General features: G+C 73.0%; 4 protein-coding genes. All 4 read right to left on the minus strand.

The genetic code is table 11. The annotated features are described in order from the left end of the window. Positions 1 to 5: 5 nt before the first annotated feature. Positions 6 to 9,437 carry an SDR family NAD(P)-dependent oxidoreductase gene (locus AB0M67_RS36500; protein WP_365751913.1) on the minus strand — a complete coding sequence of 3,144 codons (9,432 nt, stop codon included), beginning with the start codon at positions 9,435 to 9,437 and terminating at the stop codon, positions 6 to 8. A 74-nt stretch (positions 9,438 to 9,511) separates the two neighbouring features. Then, positions 9,512 to 15,754, minus strand: coding sequence for an SDR family NAD(P)-dependent oxidoreductase (locus AB0M67_RS36505; RefSeq protein WP_365751914.1), 6,243 nt, complete (start codon positions 15,752 to 15,754; stop codon positions 9,512 to 9,514). Positions 15,755 to 15,883: 129 nt separating this feature from the next. After that, the gene (locus AB0M67_RS36510) at positions 15,884 to 17,557 is read right to left on the minus strand and encodes a tryptophan 7-halogenase (protein WP_365751915.1); all 1,674 of its coding nucleotides are present in this window, start codon (positions 17,555 to 17,557) and stop codon (positions 15,884 to 15,886) included. Between the two features lie 31 nt (positions 17,558 to 17,588). After that, on the minus strand, positions 17,589 to 20,327 hold the full coding sequence (locus AB0M67_RS36515; protein WP_365751916.1) for an AAA family ATPase: 2,739 nt from the start codon (positions 20,325 to 20,327) through the stop codon (positions 17,589 to 17,591). Positions 20,328 to 20,334: the final 7 nt, after the last annotated feature.

The following is a 20,334-nucleotide window of genomic DNA, read 5'->3' on the forward strand; positions in this document are numbered from 1 at the left end:
CGCCCTCATTTCTCTGTCACCACATCTGCTTGCACGGCTTGGACGAGTTCCTCGAACGACAGGTCCTCCAGTGGCGTACCGGAGTCCGCCGGAGCCGCCGGTGCCGTGGGGGGTGCCGTGGTCGTCCGTTCCGCCGGCCCGGCAGGCGGTCCGGCGGGTCCGGAAGGCTCCGCCGGGAAGAGGAGCTCGGTGACGTAGGACACCAGCTGGTCGACGGTGGGGTGATCGAGCGCCACCGTGGCGGGCAGGTCCGCGCCGAGGACATGGGACAGCCGCGTCCGCAGGTCGATCACCATGATCGAGTCCAGCCCCGTCTCGGTGAACCCGAGATCGTCGACGATCGCGGTCTCGTCCCCCAGCACCTCACCGGCCAGGGCCCTTACGGCCTGGCGGAGGCGGTCCACAAGGTCGTCCCGGTCGAGCCCGGTGAGCTGTTCCGTCAGCCGGCCGCGAGCCGGCTCCGCTCCGGTGGGGCGGGCCTGGCGGCCGGCGAGGGACCGTACAAGGGCGGCCCTGGGATGGTCCGCGAGCTGCCCCGCGTACCTCTCACGGTCCATGGCCACCGCGACGAGCCGGCCCCCGGGTCCGCCGGACAGGACCGCCCGGATCACCGCTTCGGCCTCCTCGTCGGTGAGTGAACGCAGACCCCGCCGCTCCATGGCCCGTTCGACGGCGGCGGAAGCGGCCATGCCACCCCTGGCATCCGGTGCCCATGGGCCCCAGTTGACGCTGGTGGCGGGGGTGCCCGCCGCGCGTAGCGTCATGGCCAGTCCGTCCAGATATCCGTTGGCCGCGGCGTAGTTGACCTGCCCGGCGTTGCCGAGGACCGCGGACGCGGAGGAGAAGAGCACGAAGGCGTCCAGCTCATGGCCGGCCAGGGCCTCGGCGAGGTTCGCCGCGCCGTGCGCCTTGGCGGCGAAGACGGCGTCGAAGGAGCCGGCGCCCAGCCGGTCGAACGCCTGGTCGTCGGTGACACCCGCCAGATGCAGCACCGCACGCAGCGGCACCTCCTGTCCGGCCCTGGCCACCACCGCACGGCAGGTCCCGGGATCGGTGACGTCTCCTCGCACGACGCTCATCCGGACACCGCGGGCGGTCAGTTCGTCGATGACCGCCCGGGCCGCGGCATCCGGTGCCGAGCGGGCCATGAGCGTGATGGCCGTGAAACCGCGACGGGCGAGGAACCCGGCGGTGCTCAGGCCGAGCGCGCCGAGCCCGCCGGTGATCAGGGCCGCGGCACCGTTCGGGTACGCGGCCGGTTCCGGGCCCCGGTCGGCGTCGTACGGGACGAGCCGGGCGACCCGCACCTCGTCCCGGCCGATGGCGAGCCGCGGCTCGGGAACACCCTCGTCGAGCGACCGGATCAGCGCCTCCGTCAGGACCGAGGGGTCCCAGTCGGCGGTGAGCCCGACCCTGAGCAGCCGCCGGTCGGTCTGCTCGGCCTCCAGTGAGGCGAGCAGGCCCCACACCGCCTCGCGGACCGGCGCGCCCGCACCGCCCTCCGCGCGGTCGTCGCCCAGGTCGCCCAGCACGGCGTACGGAATGGTCCGGTCCACCGCGTGCAGGGTGCCGGTCAGCTCCCGCGCCGCCGCGAGCGCGTCCGCCGGTCCGGCGCCGCCCTCCCGGCCCGGTACGAACCGGGCGTCCACGACGAGGTCGGCTCTCACCGTGCCGGTCCCGCCGTCCGGTACGGGCTCCACCTCGTGGCCGTGCGCCGCGCAGGCCTCGCGCACCGCGCGGCCGAGCGCGGTGCCCGCGCCCAGCAGGGCGATCCGCCGGCTCCTCACCGGACCGGTCACGGAGGCGGTGGCCGGTTTCCGTACCGTCCAGGTGAGGCCGTACGTGTGGAGTACGCCCTCCCTCAGCGAACGCTGGAGCAGGTCACGCGGAGCGCGGCGGAACCGGAAGTCGTCCACCGCCAGCACCGTGGCACCACTGCTGTCGAACATGTGCAGGTCCGCGGATTTCACCTGCAGCAGGCCGTCGTCCGGTCCGGCCTCGCGCACCGCGCGGACATGTCCCCACAGTTCCCGGCCGGGGACCGGGCGGCGGGGGAAGGAGAGCCGGGCGATCGAGAAGGGGATGGCCAGTCCGTCCTCCTCCGTCACCCGTTCGCCGGTGACCGCGAACGCCACGGCGCTCTGCAGACACGAGTCGAGCAGGCCGGGGTGGATCTCGTAGCCGTCCGGGGACTCGTTCATCTCCGCGGGTTCGACGAACCGGATGAGTGCCTCGTCGCCACGGAGGTACGCGTCACCGATCCACCGGAAGGACGGTCCCAAGTGGTAGCCGAGCGAGCGCAGATGTCCGTAGAAGCCGGCTCCGGAGAGGTGTCGGTCGGCGCTCTTCATGAACGCCGCCGGGTCGGGTGGCGTCGCCGTGTGCCGGCCGGTGTCCGACCGGGTGCCCGCGTCCGCGACCCGCGCCACCAGATGCTCCTGCCAGCGTCCTGTCTCGCCGTCGAGCAGGCTGTGGACACTGACGCCACGGGTCCCCCGCTCCGGTGACTCCGCCACGATCTGGAGCTCGTAACGCTCCCCGTCCCGCAGCACGAGGGCGCGCGGGAAGTGGAGATCCTCCAGCAGAACGGGGATGCCGCCGCTGCCGAGAGCCGAGAGGACGGTGGCCGTCTGGGAGGCGCCGGGCACGGAGACCGTGCCGTAGAGCCGGTGGTCGGTGAGGTGTGCCGGATACGCGGTACTGCGCTCGGTGGCCCAGACCCGGCCGCCCAGGGCGGGCGAGTGGATCTCGGTCCCCCAGGCAGGGCCCCGGGTCGCGGGCCGGGGTCCCGTGGCGACGGCACGCCCGCCCGCACCGGTCCAGTACCGCGTCCGTGCGAAGGGATAGCGCGGTGCGGTGGCACGCGGCCCGGAGCGACGCGGGGTCACCTGTTCCCAGTCGAGGTTCTGGCCGCCCAGATACAACTGCCGGGCGGCGGCGAGCAGAGCGGCGCGGTCGCCGGTTCCTCTCCGCAGTGACGAGGCGAGCCCGGGGGTCTCCGCGAGTCCCGCGCCCTTGACGAGGTTGACCAGCGTGTGGTCCGGGCCGATCTCCAGGCAGATGTCGACGCCCAGAAGGGCGAGTTGGCGCGCGCCGTCGAGGAAGCGCACGGGCCGGCGTGCGTGCCGGCGCCAGTATCCGGCGTCGTACTCGCCGGGCGTGGCGGGGCGGCCCGTCACATTGGAGACGATGGGCAGGGCCGGCTCGGTGAACTCCAGCGGGGCGAGAACCGCGTCGAACTCCGTCAGCGCGGGATCCAGCAGGCTTGAGTGGAAGGCGTGCGACACACTGAGCTTGCGGGCCCGCACCCCCCGCGTCTTCAGCCGGGCGGCCAGGCCGTCGACCACGTCGGGCGCGCCCGACACCACCACGGACTCCGGGCCGTTGACGGCCGCGATGTCCAGTCCGGTGTCCGCCGTCCAGCTCCTGACGTCCGCCTCGGTGGCCACGACGGCCAGCATCGCGCCGCGTTCGGTGCCCTGCATGAGCCGGGCACGGTGCGCGATCAGCCGGAGGCCGGTGGGCAGGTCCATCACCCCGGCGGCCATGGCGGCCGATATCTCGCCGACGCTGTGTCCCATGACGACGGCGGGGCGGACACTCCAGGACGCCCAGAGGCTGACCAGGGCCATTTCCAGGGTGACAAGGGCGGGTTGGGTGACCCGGGTCTCGTTGACGGCGGTCCGGTCCTCGCCGTAGTACAGGAGGTCCGCGAGGGAGGCGCCGAGCAGGGGGGTCAGGATGCGGTCGCAGGTGTCGAACGTCTCCCGGAACACCGGTTCGTTCTCGTACAGTTCGCGGCCCATGCCGTAGTACTGGCTGCCCTGGCCGGTGAAGAGGAACGCGACACGCGGCGCGCGCGGGGCGGCGGCGGCCGGGGTGTCCAACTGGGCCGAGAGCTGCTGGGAGGTCGCGCCGAGCAGCGCACGGCGGTACGGGAAGTGGGCGCGCCCCGCACCGGCGGTGGCGGCCAGCGAGTCCAGCTCCTCCTCGGTGGCGTTCTCCAGCCTCCGGGCCCAGGCCGAGGTCAGACGCTCCAGCCCCTCGGGGTCGGGGGCGGACAGCGGGACGAGGCGCGAGGGCGGCTTCGGGCGGCTCTCCGCGTCCGCCGCGGGCACGGCGGGGACGGTGACCTGAGAGGGCACCGGGGTCTCGGCCGGAGCGGTGATCTGAGAGGGCGCCGGGGTCCCGGCCGGGGCGGTGACCTGAGAGGGCGCCGGGGTCTCGGCCGGAGCGGTGACCTGAGGGGGCGCCGGGGTCTCGGCCGGGGCGTCGGCGATCACCAGGTGGGCGTTCGTGCCGGTGAAGCCGAATCCGGACACACCGGCGACCCGGGGCCCGTCGCCGCGCCGCCAGGCGGTGGCGGTGTCCACGACGCGCACGTTCATCCCGGACCAGTCCACATGCGGGTTGGGCTCCCGGAAGTGCAGGTTGGCGGGGATCAGGTCGTGCCGCAGCGCGAGCACGGTCTTGAAGAGCGCCGCCATGCCCGCCGCCGACTCGCAGTGGCCGATGTTGCTCTTCACCGATCCCACGTGCAGCGGCCGGCCCGGCTTCCTCCCCGGGCCGAGGACCCGCCACGCGGCACCGAGTTCGACGGGATCGCCGAGCGCGGTGCCGGTGCCGTGCGCCTCCAGATAGGAGATCTCGGAGCCGGCGACACCGGCCTGGGTCAGCGCCGCCTCCAGCATGCCTTCCTGAGCCCGGCCGTTGGGGGCGGTCAGCCCGGACGAGGCACCGTCCTGGTTCACGGCGCTGCCGCGGATGACGGCGAGCACCCGGTCGCCGTCGCGCCGGGCGTCGCCGAGCCGCTTGAGGACGACGACACCGCAGCCCTCGGAGCGCACGAATCCGTTCGCGTCGGCCGAGAACGTACGGCAGCGGCCGTCGGGCGACAGCATGTGCGCCTGGCTGACGGCGGCCCATGAGGCCGGGTCGAGCATGATGTTCACCCCGCCGGCCAGCACCGTGTCGCTCTCGCCCGACCTCAGGGAGCCGACGGCCAGATGCAGGGCCACGAGCGAGGAGGAGCACGCGGTGTCCACCGCGACGGCGGGCCCGTTCAGCCCGAGCGTGTAGGCGATACGGCCCGCCGCCGCGTTGAGCGCGGTACCCGTGCTGTAGTACGCGTCGACGCCTTCCAGGCCGTCCTGGGTCAACAGCCGCGCGTAATCGGCGTAGCTGACGCCGACGAAGACCGCCGTGCGGGAGTCGCGCAGCGACGACGGGTCGATGCCGCCGTCCTCCATCGCGTGCCAGGCGGATTCGAGGAGCAGTCGCTGCTGGGGGTCGAGGTTCTCGGCCTCGCGCGCCGGGACGGCGAAGAAGCCCGCGTCGAAGCGGTCGATGTCGCTCAGGAAGCCGCCCTGGTCGGTGGTGACCGTACCCGGGCGGACCGCGGAGGTGTCCCAGCGCCCGGCGGGCACCGCGGTGACACCGTCACGGCCATCGCGGAGGAGTTCCCACAGTTCCTCGACGGAGTCGGCGCCGGGGAATCGGCCGGCCATGCCGACGATGGCGATGGGTTCCGCGGTGGTCCCGGCCGCGGTGGGGGCGTCCTCGGCCGGAGTGGGGGTCCCCTCGGCCGCGGTGAAGGTCCCTTCGATCGCCGTTGTCCGCGCGCTGACGCCGGGCGCCGCCACGGAGCCGCGCGCCGGGGAGTCCGGGGCCCCCGCGGCCGGCACGTGCCGTCCCCCCGAGGGCGTCAGGGCTCCGTCGCCCCTGGACAACAGGAACGCGGCCAGTTCGGCGACCGTGGGGTGGTCGAAGACATCCGCGACCTGAACGGTCGTCCCGAACACCTCGGAGAGTCGCGCCGTCAGATCGACGGCCATGATCGAGTCGAGGCCGAGGTCGTAGAAGCCGACGTTCTCCCGCACGGCGGTGCTGTCGGCGTGGCTGAGCTGGGCGGCGAGCAGACGGGTCACCGTGGCCCGGGCCGCGGCCGGACGCTCGCCCGGTGTCAGTCCGTCGAGGAAGGAGTGCGCACCCACCGCCGGTGCGGCGGACGTGGTGTCGTGCGTGCCGAACAGGCCGCGTCGGCGGAGCCCGGCCATCACCTGGCGGAGCCGGGGCAGATCCAGCGGACAGACCACCAGCCGGCCATCGGCGCCGGGTGCCCGCATGGTCAGGGCGGCCCGGCCCGTATCGGCGTCGAGGGTGCCGACGCCCATACGCGCGGAACGCTCGCGCAGTGCCGCGTCGGCCATTCCCTCGCCGCCCAGCGCCCAGGGACCGTAGGCGATACTCACCGCCGGGAGCCCGAGTGATCTGCGATGCGCCGCGAGGGTGTCGAGGGCGCCGTTGGCGGCCGAGTAGGCGGCACAGCCCTCGGTGCCCCAGAGGGCGGAGACCGAGGACGTGAGAACGAAGAAGTCCAGCGGCCAGGCGCAGCCGGCCAGATGGAGCCACCAGGCGCCGGCGGCCTTGCCGCTCAGGGCCGCCGCGAATTCCTCCGCGCCCGTCTCCCCGACCGGACTCCGCCGCAGTGTCCCCGCGGCGTGGAGCACACCTCTCACCGGCGGCAGGCCGTCCAGCGCCTCGCAGGCCCGTTCCAGCGCCTCCGGTGTGTCGCAGCCGCCGCCCCGGTAGACGGTGCGGTCGGTGTTCCGGGCGAGGTTCGCCAGCAGTGCCGCGGCCTCGGGGCCCAACTCACCTTCCGGGCGGCGGCCGATGAGCAGCAGGTTGCGCGCTCCGCGGCGTACGAGGTCCGCGACGAGCTCCCTGCCCACGGCGCCGAGCCCGCCGGTGACGACGTATGTCGCGTCCTCGCGGACGGTCAGCTCGGCGGTGTGCCCGGCGGCCTCGGTCAACCGGGCCACCAGCACCCGGCCGTCGCGGATCGCCGCCAGGTCCTCGGCGCCGGGTACCTCCGACGCGAACTGGCCGGCCACGAAGTCGATGAGGGCGCCGGTGTCGTCATCCCCGGGGGCGAGGGGCAGATCGATGATCCCGCCCCAGGCGGTGCCCAGTTCCAGTCCGAGCACCGGGGCGAGCCCATGGAGGAGTCCGTGTCCCGTGCATACGGTGCGATCCCCGTCCGAGGTGCGGACCGTGGCCCGGGTGAGCACGAACGCACGGCCTCCGTACCGCGCGGCGGCGCATACGGCGGCCGTTACGGCGGCGCAGAGGGACGCCCCGTCGGCCAGGGGGTCCACCGAGGAGTCCGCGGTGCCGGATCCGGCGTCTCCGGGCGCGTCGGTGTCCGGACCGACGGGCAACCTGTCGCCCTTCATGACCAGCAGGAGGGCTTCCGGCTCCCGGTCCTCGCGGTCCGCCCAGAACCGCTGCCAGGCCCGGGCGTCGGAGGGGAGTTCCGCGGTGGTCCAGCCGTCGGCGCGCCCGGGAGGCACGGGAGTGAGCAGGGTCCCCCGCACCCCCCGGGCAGTCGCTTCGCGTACGAGCGTCTCCAGGAGCTCCTGGTCGTCGCCCGCGAGGATCAGGGAGTCGGGGGGCGCGGCGCCGGACGGTTCGGCCGTCTGCCACACCGTCCGGTGCACGGTCGGCAAGGGGCGTTGCTCCGCGTCGGGGCGTTGCTCCGTGTCGGCCGGGGCCGCCTCACCGTCCGGAGCAGCGGGCGTCACCGGCCCGGTGGGCAGGATCTCGGGCGCGTGGCGCGTCCGCTGCCAGGGATAGGCGGGCAGGTCGATGACGTCGCGGGGCAGCGCGTCGCCGAGTCGGCCGGCCTCCGGGGCCGTCCCCTCGGCGAGGGTCACGTCGGCACGCGGCTCACCGGCGGCCAGCGCCCGCAGGGCACCGGCCGCCGACTCGACGTCTCCGCAGGTGAGGCGGGCCCGAAACGCGTGCCCGGTCCGTCCTGCCCCCGCCGAGTGGGCGAAGGCCGCGTAGGACTCGGGGCCGAGCGCCGACACACGGTCCGCGTACCGGCCGGCGAGGGCGCGCAGCGCCTCGGGCGTCTTCGCGGAGATCTCGAACCCCTCGACCCGGGGGCCACCGCTCTGGGGGCCACCGGTCGGGAGGCCACCGGTCTGGGGGCCACCGGTCGGGAGGCCACCGGTCTGGGGGCCACTGGTCCGGGAGCCACCGTCGCGCCGGGTGTCCTCGGGAGGTCCGAGGATGACATGCGCGTTGGTGCCGCTCATGCCGAAGGAGCTGACACCCGCGTAACGCCCGCTGCCGGGGGCCCAGTCGGTGAGTTCCCCGGGCACCGTCATCCCGGTGCCCGAGAGGTCGACCCTGGGGTTGAGCGTACGGAAGTGGACGACCGGCGGGGCCTTCCGGTGACGCAGGCACAGCATCGCCTTGACCAGTCCGGCGACACCGGCGGCGGCCTCCAGATGACCGAAGTTGCTCTTGGCCGCTCCGACGGCGAGGGGGGCGCCGCCGTTCGCCCGGCCGAGCGCCGTCGCCAGCGCCTCCATCTCGATGGGATCGCCGAGCGCGGTCCCGGTGCCGTGGGCCTCGATGTAGCCGATGTCCGAGGGCGCCAGGCCGGATTCGGCGAGTGCCTTCTCTATGAGGGCCACCTGGGAAAGCACGTTGGGGGCGGTGAAGCCGCCGGAGCGGCCGTCCTGGTTGACGGCGGTGCCGTGGATCACGGCGTGCACACGGTCCCCGTCGCGCAGGGCGTGGTCCAGGCGCTTGAGGACCACGACACCGCACCCCTCGCCGCGGACGAATCCGTTGGCGCGGGCGTCGAACGCCTTGCAGCGGCCGTCGGGGGCCAGCGAACGGGTCTCCTGCACCAGCCTCATGGACCGGGGGGACAGGATGAGGTTCGTGCCCGCGGCGAACGCCACGTCACAGTCTCCCCGCCGCAGCGCCTGTGCGGCCAGGTGTACGGCGACCAGCGAGGACGAGCAGGCGGTGTCGACGGCCATCGCCGGCCCGTTGAGACCGAGCGCGTGCGCGATACGGCCGGCCGCGAAGTTGTGCCCGTTGCCGGTCGTCCAGTAGGCGTCCGGCTCGCCCACGAGCCAGTCCCGGTAGTCCTGCCACATGATGCCGAGGTACATGCCGGTCTGGGTGCCGGAGAGCCGGTCCGCGGGCAGGCCCGCGTTCTCCATCGCTTCCCAGGCGACCTCAAGGAGGAGCCGTTGCTGGGGATCGAGATGACGCGCCTCGCGCGGGCTGATGCCGAAGAACGCGGCGTCGAAGTCGAGCACTTCGTCCAGGAAACAGCCGCGCTGGGGGAGTTTCTCCCACTCGGCGGTGAACGGCTCCTTCCGGTTCTGCGGAATGGGGCGGACCAGGTCGCGCCCGGCCGCCAGCGCCTCCCAGTAACCGTCGAGGTTGTCGATGCCGCCGGGCAGACGCAGGCCGACGCCGACCACGGCGACGGGCCGGCTGCCCTCCTGCTCCTCGATGCGCTGCCGCAGGGTACGGATCGTGGCGAGTGCGCGGGTGAGTGGCGTCTGCCTGCTTCCGTCGGATGTAGCGGATGTAGCGGTCTCTGCGGTCTCTGCGGTCTCTTCCATGGAGTGGTATTCCTCGCGGTCGTACGACGGGACGTCGTGGAAAAGGCTGGGGCGGGCCGGACGCGGGACCGGGGTCAGCCGGTCTCCGACGGATCGGGGAGCCGCTCGCACAGCGCGTCGGCGAGCGCCCTCGATGTTCCGTAGGACCACAGAAGGGTGGGCGACAGCTTGAGCCCGAACGAGGCCTCCAGGCGGTTGCGCAGTTCCAGGCCCATGAGCGAGTCCAGGCCGAGTTGCTTGAACGGGATGTCCCCGCGGACCTGTTCGGCGTCGAGCCGCAGGACCCGCCCGGCGAGCCCCCGGACCTCTTCCTCCGCCGCGGCCGGACGCGCCTCCGGCGGGAGGGCCAGCAGCCGCGCCAGGAAGTCGCCGCCCGGGCCGGCCGCGCCGGCGCCGTCGCGCGCGGCGACGAGCAGCCGCTCCCAGCTGCCGAGTGCGGCGGTGTCCGGATAGGCGTCGAACCACTGGCGGAGATGGATCGGCACGTATCCGGTCACCGGCTCGTCCCGCTCCAGCATCCGTACGAGCGCGGACCATGCCTCGTCGGGGCCGAAGCCGCCCATGCCGCGGTCTTCCAGGCGCGCGCCCCGCTGGTCGTCGCTCGCGGCGAGGCCGATCCCGGTGAACGGCCCCCACTGCACGCTGAGTGCGGGCAGGCCCCGGCGGCGCCGGGCCTCGGCGAAGGCGTCGAGATAGGCGTTGGCCGCCGCGTAGGCGGCCTGCCCGGCGTTCCCGACCAGGGCCGCCGCGGAGGAGAACAGGACGAAGAAGTCCAGGGGATCGTCCGCCGTGGCCGCGTCGAGGGCGCGGGCACCCGCGGCCTTCGGCGCCAGGACCCGGGCCACCTGCTCGGCCGTCAGGTTGCCTACGGTGGAGTCCGCCAGCAGACCCGCGGCGTGCACCACCCCGCGCAGCGGCGGCAGTTCGTCCCGTACCCCCGCGAGGACGGCGCGTACGGCGTCCTCGTCGGCGACATCGCACCGCTCGGTACGGACCATGACGCCCGCGGCGCGCAGGGCCTCGATCCGGGCGGCGGCGGCCGGGGCGGGGGCGGAGCGCCCCAGCAGGACGAGCGATCCCGCGCCGTGTGCCGCGAGGAATTCGGCCAGGCTCAGGCCCAGCGCGCCGAGGCCGCCCGTCACCAGATAGCTGCCGTCGGCGCGGAACCGGCCGCCGGGCATCGGCAGCGGTGTCACGGCCTCGACGCCTGACGGGTCGACCAGGACGGTGCGCGGCCCACGCGGTGCGCCGTTCACGGTTTCACGGAGGGCGTCGACCACTTCGGCCATGGCGCGGGTGCGGACGGGAAGCGGCTCCAGTTTGCCGTTGACGACCAGTTCCCAGGCCGCCCGCAGGGCGGTGGCGAAACGGCGCCCGCGCTGTTCCAGCAGACCGGGCAGCGCGACCGTGGCGAGACTGACGCCCCGGCTGAACGCCTCGGCGCCGAGGGCGCGGCTGCCGTTCCCCCCGAACGCGATGTACCGGCCGCCGGCGGCGAGCGCGTCCAGTCTTCCGTCACCGGGCTGCCCGGCGGGCGAGGCCAGGACGAGGTCGACACCGCGGCCACCGGTGGCGGCACGCACCGCCTCCGCCCAGTCGGGGCCCGTGGGGTCGACGACGACATCGGAGCCGGGGTCGGTGTCGTCGCCGGTGGCCGTGGTGATGATCCGGGCACCCAGCACCCGGGAGATCTGTTCGACGGCGGCTCGGGCCGCGACCCCGGCCGGAAGGTCGATCAGCACTGTCTCCCCGGCCTCCAGCCGCCCCAGATCCGACAGGGCGTGCCAGGCGGCGGCCATCGGAAGCGGCAGCGCCGCCGCCTCCGCGTCGCCGAGCCCGTCCGGAACGAGCGCGGTGTGGTCCGCCCGCACGGTGACATGGCTGGCGAGGACGCCGACGGCGCAGGCCGCCACCCGGTCACCTGGCGCCACGGCCGTGATGTCGGGGCCGACCGCCACGACCCGGCCGGCGCATCCGGAGCCCAGCGGCAGCGGGCCCGCGCCGCCCTGCCGCGGCCCGAACACCCGGAACGCGTCCCCGTGGTCCAGGGCGACCGCGGCGATCTCGATCTCGATCTCGCCGGGGCCCGGCGAGCGCCGGGCGAGCGGCAGGAACTCGACCGGTTCCGGGGCGCCGGGGCGGCGGGCACCGGCCCGGAACGGCTGTCGCGCCGAGCGCGGGGCGGGCAGCGCGGCGGCGGCTCCACCGGCCGGGACGCCACGGGTGAGCCGGGCCGCGAGGCGGCGGCCGGCCCGCAGGGCCACCTGGTCCTCGGAACCGTCGCCGAGGAGTTCGGCGGCCCACTCCGCCGGGCCGTCGGGGTCCGCGGGGTCGACGTCGACGAGCCGGGCGAGCAACTCCGGGTGCTCGCGCCGCAGGACGCGGGTGAATCCCCAGTAGAGCGCGCCTCCCGGATCGGGGGTGTCGCCGGGCTCCGCCGCCTGCGCCCCCGCGGTCACCACGGCCAGCGGCGGTGGTACGGGCAGCTCCGAGCAGGCACGGGCGAGTCCGGCGAGCCGGCTGAGCCCTTGTCGTTGGGCTTCGTACCCGGCATCGGCGTCCGGCGCGACGAAGACCACGTTCCCGGGGAGCGGCGACGCCTCGGGGACTCCGTCCGTGACGGTACGCGTCACTCCGGCGCCCGCGGCGGTCAGCGCGTCGGCCAGCCTGCGGGCCAGGCCGGTGTCGTCGGCCGCCCCGCAGACGAGCCAGTGGCCGGTCTGTGCCACTTCGGCGCGGGGGGCGGCCGGATCGGTCCATTCGACACGGTGCAGCCGCTCGGCGTCGGAGTCCGCTCCGGAACCCGCGCCGGGCAGGGGCGACAGTTCCAGTCCCGCCATGACCAGCAGTGGCCGGTGACCGCTGTCGAAGATCTCGATGTCGAAGACGCCTTCCGCCCGCCGGACGGCGTGCGACCACACCTCGGTGACGGGCTCCTCCGGGTCGTCCAGCAACTCGACACGGTCGACGGCCGTCGGCACCAGAGCCGTTCCCGGGGCGTAGGCGTCGCACAGTGCGAGGGACACCTGGAGGGCCCCGTCCCACAGGGCGGGGTGCGGCGCGCGCCCGCGGTTGCCGGCCCGCAGCCGGTCCGCCAGCACCACCTCGGCCAGGGCGTGTTCACCGGCCGGGTCGGCGTAGAGGGTACGGATTCCGCGGAAGGCGGGGCCGTATTCGAGGCCGCGCGCGGCCCAGCCGCGGTAGAAGCCGTCGGGGTCCACCGGATCGAGACCGGTGTGCCAGTCGGGGAAGGTTACGGTGCGGGGCGATTCCCGGTGGTCGACCCGGGCGGTGGCGTTCTCCTCCCAGCCGGCGCCGCCCTCGGACAGCGACAGCAGCCGGAAGGCGCCACCGGCGGTTCCGCCGCGCCACTCGGCGATGAGCCTGGTCATGTCCTCGGTGACCGCCACCTCCTTACGGAAGCGGACCTTCTCCAGGCGGCGGGCGGCGGGTCCTGGCAGGGCGCGGGCGGTGTTGACGGCGATGGCGAGCATTCCGGCGCCGGGCAGCACGGGCGTGCCGTACACCTGGTGGTCCTCCAGCCAGGGCGGGCCGCTGAGCGACAGCTCCAGGGCGCCGTGCCGGACGTCCGCCTCGCCGGGCGCGGGAAGGAGCGGCGTGTCGAAACCGCGGGCCGCCCCGGCGCCCCGGGGGCGTTCGGCGGTCCAGTAGCGGTCCTGCCGCAAGGGGTATCCGGGCACGGTGGTGCCGGAACTCCTGGGCAGTTCACCGAACGGCTCCAGGCCGGCGACATAGCCCCGGGCGAGGGCCTCCGCGACGTCCGCGGTGCTGCCCTGGTGACGGCGCATGGTGGTCAGCACGGCGGCCGGACGCGGCTGTCCGGCCACGAGCTGCTCGATGGCGGGTGCGAGGACGGGATGCGGGCTGATCTCCACGACATGGGTGATGCCGTCGTCGAGCAGGGCGCTCATCGCGTCGGCGAACCGCACGGGGTTCCTGAGGTTCTCCACCCAGTAGGCACCGTCCATCTCCGGACCGGCCAGCCGGCTCCTTCGTACGGTCGACATCAGGCCGATCGCGGCGTCGCGCGGCCGGACGGGGGCCAGGGCGGCCAGCAGATCGTCGCGCAGTGGGTCCATCTGGGGGCTGTGCGAGGCGTAGTCGACATTGACCAGCCGGCAGTAGACGCCCTCGGCGTCGAGCAGCTCCTTGAGGGTCAGTACGGCCTCCTTCTCGCCGGACAGGACACAGGAGCTGGGACCGTTGTGCACCGCGAGGGAGACGCTGTCCTCGAACCCCTGGAGCGCGGCCAGGGCGGCGTCCCTGTCCAGGTCCACGGCGAGCATCCGGCCCTGTCCGGAGGCACGGCGGGCGATGGCGCTGCGCCGCGCCATGACCAGGGCGGCGTCCTCGTAGGAGAGGACCCCGGCGAGGGTGGCCGCGGTGATCTCGCCCTGGCTGTGGCCGAGTACGACGTCCGGCTCGACCCCGGAGGCGCGCCAGAGCTCGGCGAGCCCGAGCGACATGGCCCAGAGGGTGGGCTGGAGCATGTCGATACGGCTCATCCATTCCTCGTCGGCCTTGCCGGCGAAGATGTCCAGCAGGTTCCAGTCGGTGTGCGGGCGCAGTCCGTCGGCGCATCGGGTGACGACATCGGCGAACAGCGGGCTGTCCCGGAAGAGTTCGATCCCCATGCCGCTCCACTGGGAGCCCTGCCCGGGGAAGACGAACGCGGTGCCGCCACGGGGCACGGCGCTGCCGACCGTCACTCCGGGCGACCCGGGCTCGGCGTCCGGTGCGGCGGCGAGGCCGAGCAGACCGGTACGCAGCCGGGCGGATTCGCCGGGTGCGACGAGGGCGGCACGGACCGGGAAGTGGTCGCGGCGCCAGGCGAGGGCGCCGGCCTGGGTGACGATCTCCTCGGCGGTGTCCGGGACCAGGGGCGCCAGTTCGGCGGCGCGTAGGCCGAGGGCGGGAGCGTCCTTGGCGGAGAGCGGTACGACGGCCGGCAGTCCGGTCGCCGGGACGGACCGCGCGACGGGCGTCGGTGTGCCGTCCGCGGGTGTCCCTGGCGGGCTCATGACGACCACATGGGCGTTGGTGCCGCCCCAGCCGAAGGAGTTGACCCCGAGGTAGAGAGGGCCGCTGCCGGGCAGCGGTGTGGGCTCGCGGACGACCCGCAGGTTGATGTCCTCGAACGGGATGGCGGGGTTGAGCTCTGCCGAGTGCAGGCTCGGGGGCACGACACGGTGCTTCAGCGCGAGGAGGATCTTGATCAGGCCCGCCAGGCCCGCACTGGCCTCCAGATGTCCGATATTGGTCTTCACCGAGCCGATGAGCAGCGGGTCGTCGGCACGGTCCCCGCCGAGGACGCGTCCGATCGCGGCGGCCTCGATCGGGTCGCCGCGCCCGGTACCGGTTCCGTGCGCCTCGATATACGCGGGGGCGCCCTCCGGTACGACTCCCCCGCCGTAGGCGCGGCGCAGCAGGTCCTCCTGGCCCTGGGGGCTGGGGGTCACCAGGCTGTCACCGCCGCCGTCGTTGTTCACGACCGTGTTGACGACGACGCCGTGGACGCGGTCGCCGTCGGCCAGGGCGCGTTCCAGTGTCTTCACATAGAGGGCGGCGACTCCTTCGCCGCGTACGAACCCGTTGGCGGACGCGGCGAACGCCTTGCACCGTCCGTCCGGTGAGAGACCCCCGAAGTGGGTGAGCCCGACGGTCACATGCGGATCGAGCATGAGGTTGGTGCCGCCGACGATCGCCGCGTCGATCTCGCCCTGGCGCAGGGCCTGGGAGGCGAGGTGCAGCGCCACGAGCGAGGAGGAGCAGCCGGTTTCCACGGTCATGCTGGGGCCGCGGACCTTGAGGAAGTACGAGAGACGCGCGGCGATCACGTCGAGGGCGTTGCCGACGAGGCTGTGCGGGGTGGGCTGGGCCTCGCGTCCCTTGCGCAGAAGCTCGTAGTCGTGCCAGGAGGCGCCCACGTACACGCCGGTGCGCGTGCCGGCGAGGGCGTCGGCGCGCTGGCCGGCGTCCTCCATGGCCCGCCAGCCCACTTCCAGCATCAGACGCTGCTGTGGATCGATGGCCTCGGCCTCGCGGGGCGAGATACCGAAGAAGCCGGCGTCGAATGTGTCGACGCCGTCCAGGAAGCCGCCGACCGCCTGGATCTCCTTCTCGGGATCGAGCTGCGCCGTGCTGTCCCAGCGGTCGGCCGGAATCGGGCCTATCCCGTCCTCGCCCGCCATCATCAGAGCCCACAAGCTTTCGACATCCGGCGCGCCCGGGAACTTACCCGCCATACCAACAATGGCAATCAGGTTCGCCGGGTCGCGTTCTGCGTTCGCGTCCATTCGTCGCCCTCTTGTCTCGCAACTCAATTCCGTAGCAATCCAGTTGAATTTATATCAACGTGGAAGTGGGGAACACCCCTGACCTTTCAGGGGTGTTCCCCACGGGCGCCCCCTAGAGCTGATCCGGGGTCACTTGAGATCCTTTAGACGGGTCCTGACCAGCCCCTTACTCGCATTGATCATGCGCGGCCCGATCTCCGGCGGTGCCTCCCTGCGGGACCACACCGCGTTCATCGCCATCTTGCCGGGACTCATGGCGAAGCAGCGGGTGCTCTCGTTGCCGAGCCGGAAAGAAGGCGAGATGAAGTCAGCCTGCTCGATATGCCGAAGAATGCGCTTCGCCGCCTCCCCCGGAGAAATCGTTCCCGCTTCCACGGATTCACAGAGATCGCGGGTGAGAATTCCCATCTCATTGAATCCAGCGCTCACCGGCAGCGGCGAACCGGGGTGCTTGCTCTGTTCGAGGTCGAGGAAGACCTGGGTGTCGCCGGTGGTGTCGAACCGGTAGTAGGCGTCTTCGAGCATGACGTTGCCGAGCATGGTGCCGAGCATCCAGGTCCGGTTGACGGCGTTCCACAGTTCGTAGTCCCTGAAGCCCACGAAGGAGCTGTAGACGAGGTTGTCGTGGAAGTCGAAGAGCCCCTGCTGAAGGTTCTCCAGGTACGAGAACCGGTCCAGCGACCAGTCGCCGTCGCGCGAGGCGGCGATCAGCCGCCAGCCGAGCGCGTTGACCAGTTCCATCGTGTTGGTCAGCCCGCGCGAGTAGAGGGCGTCGATGAAGCCCGCCGCGTGCGAGGTGAGGCAGAACCGCTCCCCCACGACCTGCTTGGCCGAGTACTGGAGCCGCCCGGTGGACACCCAGGGCCGTACGGCCTTGGCGCCCTCGAACTGCCAGGCGATCTCCGGGAATCGCTTGAGGAAGTCGTCGAACTCCTGCTCCGCCGTGGCCTCGCCCTTGGGGAAGACACGCGGGTCGAGCGTCAGCCCGACGCTGCACAAGGGGTTGAGCGAGTCCTCGTGGTTGTCGAACGGGATGACCCACAGCCAGCCGCCGTCGAAGACATGGTGCAGTGTGCCGTTGTGCCACGGGTTCGGCTGCTTGTGCCGCCTGCCGTTGGGGGAACGGTCGTACGGACGCACGCCCACCATGTGCGTGAACAGGCTGCGCGAGTGCGTGCGCGCCCGGGTCGGCGTCTCGCGCAGGCCGAACTTCTCCGCGAGCGGCGAGCGGAAGCCGCTGCCGTCGACGACGTAGCTCGCGCGGAACTCCTTGCCGGCCTCGGTACGCAGCACCGCGCCGGTGTCCGGGTCGATCTCGATGTCCGCGATGCGGGTGGCCAGTTGGGGAACGGCGCCGTATTTCACCGCGAGGTGGAACAGGTACGCGTCGATGTCCTGCCGGAACAGATGCGTCTCGGTCCTGATGGCGGAGGGAACGACCAACTGGTTGACCTCCGCCGGGTTCTGCGGACGGCCCTCACGGTGGTACACGAAGCCGAAGTTCTGCTTCTGCCCGCAGTTGCGGGAGACTTCCTTGCGGATCCCCTTGAAGCTGGACAGTGCCTTCAGTTCGGGAACCTGGTACCGGTCGGCTATCAGCCGGGTCATGCCCGAGGTGTACGGAATCGTGGATTCGCCGACGGCGAATCGCGGGTGGGTACCCGCGTCGAGCAGCAGAACCTTGACGCCGTTGCGGGCGAGTACCGCGCCCAGCATGCCGCCGGCCATTCCGCTGCCGAGGATCGCCACGTCGTACTGGTCGCTCGGCTTGTGTTTCGAGTCCTTGCGCGGCAAGTCGCTCACCTGTCTCTCTCCGATATGCAGTGGTGCCTGCTCATCTCGCTGCCGCTTCCGGGAAGTGCTTCCTCGGCAGTTCCTTACGGGTCCGGACACCGAGCTTCCGGAAGGCCTTCGTGAGGTGCTGTTCGACCGTGCTCACCGTGATGGTCAGCGCGTCGGCGATCTCCTTGTTGGTCCGGCCGTGCGCGGCGAGGGCGACAACCGGGCGCTCCGCCCCGCTCAGCCGGCCCAGCGTCGTCTCATCCAGCGTGGACGTGAGGCTCCATGCCTCGGCGTGGGACGACCTGCCGGCCCCGCACTCCCGCTCCAGGCGCCTCGACTCCTCCTGCGCGGCCCGGGCCCGGGAGTCCCGGCCGGCGAGGGCGTACGCCCGAGCCAGCTCACCCAGCGCACCCGCCAGCTGGAACCGGTCACCGCAGGAGCGGAGGTTCGCCACCGCCTCCTCCAGCAGCCCGGTCCGCTCACCCGGCTCGCGGGTGGCGGCGCACACCCGCAGCGAGATGCCGCGCGCACGGGACAGTCCCTCGCCCGCGAGCGCGACCTGCTCGTCCGCGAGTTGGCGGGCCGCCCGGACATCCGAGAGGGCGAGATGCGCGCGCGCCGCGCTGCTGCGCCACGGCACCAGGGTCGGCTGGTCGAATCCCCAGCTCGTCATGGATTCCCCGCACCGCGTGAAGTCGTCGAGCGCCGCGTACGGGCGTCCGGTCTCCAGCTGGAAGCAGCCCCTCGCGTGCAGGTAGTAGAGCCCGAACCGGCTGGAGAACATCCCGTCGGGCACCGGCTGCGCCACGTACTCGGCGGCGGCTTCGAAGTCACGCGTGTCGGTCGCCGCCTGGATCAGATTGGCCAACGGGCCACCGATGCAGACGCCCCAGCTGTCGGCGGGCACCTGTGCGAGCGCGGCCTCGGCCAGTGACCTGGCATGGGTCAGCTCTCCCAGCCGCAGCGCGATACCGGCCCTGAGCGACGCGAACTCGGCCGTCCACAACGGGACCTTGCGGGCCCGTGCCTCCTCCAGCCAGTGGTCGCACCACCGCGCGGCCGTGTCCGGCCGGTCGGCGAACGACAGCGCCGCGACCGCGCACATCAGCCACTCCTGGGTGTGCCTGCCGAGCCGCATGGCGCGCAGGGCCGATTCCGCCTCCGCCACGGCGCCCTCGCTGGGGCCGTGCGCGAGTACCCGTGACAACGCCATGGCGCTCAGCGTGCGCGGGTCGCCGTTCACCGGCTCTCCCCGGGCGGGGGCCAGCACCACCGGGTAGGTGACGGACAGCAGCTCCCAGGTGGCCCGCACCTCGGTCGCGTACTCGGGGTCGGCCCGCTCGTCCCGGTCGTCGATCTGGGCGACGGCACGCACCGCCTCGTCGAAACGGCCGTGCCACAACAGGTACTTGGCCAGCATCAGTGTGTGCCGGGTGGACAGCCGGCCGTCGCTCAGGGCAATCGCCAGCTCGCCGAGGTGGGGCGTGCTGATCGACGGGTTGAGCATCCATGAGGTGGAGGCCAGCAGGGCGCGCAGAGCGACCCGTTCACCGTCGTCGGCCCCGAACCGCAGCGCCGCCTCCAGACAGGAGTGGGCCTCCGCCACCCTGTTGCCGTTCAGGTGCCGCTCCGCGGCTTCCCGTAACAACGGCACCGCCCACGGCAGCGATCCGCCCTCACCGGCGCAGTTGCGCAGATGCCGGGCGGTTCGCGTCGCGGCGACACCTTCCTCGTAACACATCAGGGCCGCTTCGCGGTGCAGGGTGCTCCGCTCCGCCGCGCTCAGTCCCTCCAGTACGGCCTGCGCGGCGACGGGGTGACGCAGCCGGATTCCGTCCAGCAGACCGGCGGCCTCCAGCGCGTGGGTGCCGCGGACGACGGCCGCCGGCTCCAGGCCGGTGAGCCGCGCGAGATGTCCGGGGGAATGGATGTCGCCGTCGAGCACCGCCAGCGACCGGGTGAGCCGCAGCAGCGCCGGGCGCCCTCGGTGCAGACAGCTCAGAAGGGTGTCGCCGTAAGTGTCCCCCACCACCGGCATGGCCGGGTCGGAGGCACGGCGGGAGTCCTCCCACAGGGCCCGGACCAGCAGCGGGTTGCCGCCGCTGACCCGATGGCACCGTTCGGCGAAGGCCGGATCCGGGGGCGCGCCCCGGTGAGCGGCGAGCAGGGCCGTGACCCCGGCCGGCGACAGCGTACCCAGCGTCAGACCACGGTAGTTGGGCTGCCGGAGCAGCTCCGCGTGCAACTGGGGATCGGCGGGCCGCGACAGGGGGCACTCGGTGAGCGCCAGGACCACCCGTGCCTGCCGCAGCCGGCGGATCAGATGGAGCAGCCAGTGCAGGGACAGCGGGTCCGTGAACTGGACGTCGTCCACGCACAGCAGTACGGGGGTGTCCTCCGCGGCCCGGACGATCTCCGCGCACAACTGGTGCAGGACGTCCGTATGGGCCGCGTCGAGCGTCCACGGCCGGTCACCCGTCTCGTCCCCGGCGGCCGGGCACGTGCCGTGGACGCTGTCGAGGAGCGCGACGGCTCCCGGCGGAGCGCCGGCCGACCGCAGCAGCTGTCTCAGCGCGCTGCCCGGCGACCGGCGCTCCGGCCAGGTGCCGATGGCGTCGAGAACCAGAAAGCCCTGGTTGGACGCCTCGCTCTGCCAGGCGGTGAGCAGCTCCGTCTTGCCACAGCCCATGGCACCGCCGATCACCGCGGCGCCGCCGCCATCGCCGCGGACGCAGATGCGGAGCAGCTCGGAGAGCTCGGACAGTTCGCGGTCAAGTCCGACCAACCGCATGGTCTTT

This window comes from Streptomyces sp. NPDC051662 (genome assembly GCF_040681655.1).
GTDB lineage: Bacteria > Actinomycetota > Actinomycetes > Streptomycetales > Streptomycetaceae > Streptomyces.

Bases quoted from the DNA above. Each gene is read 5' to 3' on its own strand.
- AB0M67_RS36505 (WP_365751914.1), bottom strand. From the start codon at position 15,754: ATGGACGCGAACGCAGAACGCGACCCGGCGAACCTGATTGCCATTGTT.
- AB0M67_RS36500 (WP_365751913.1), bottom strand. From the start codon at position 9,437: ATGGAAGAGACCGCAGAGACCGCAGAGACCGCTACATCCGCTACATCC.
- AB0M67_RS36515 (WP_365751916.1), bottom strand. From the start codon at position 20,327: ATGCGGTTGGTCGGACTTGACCGCGAACTGTCCGAGCTCTCCGAGCTG.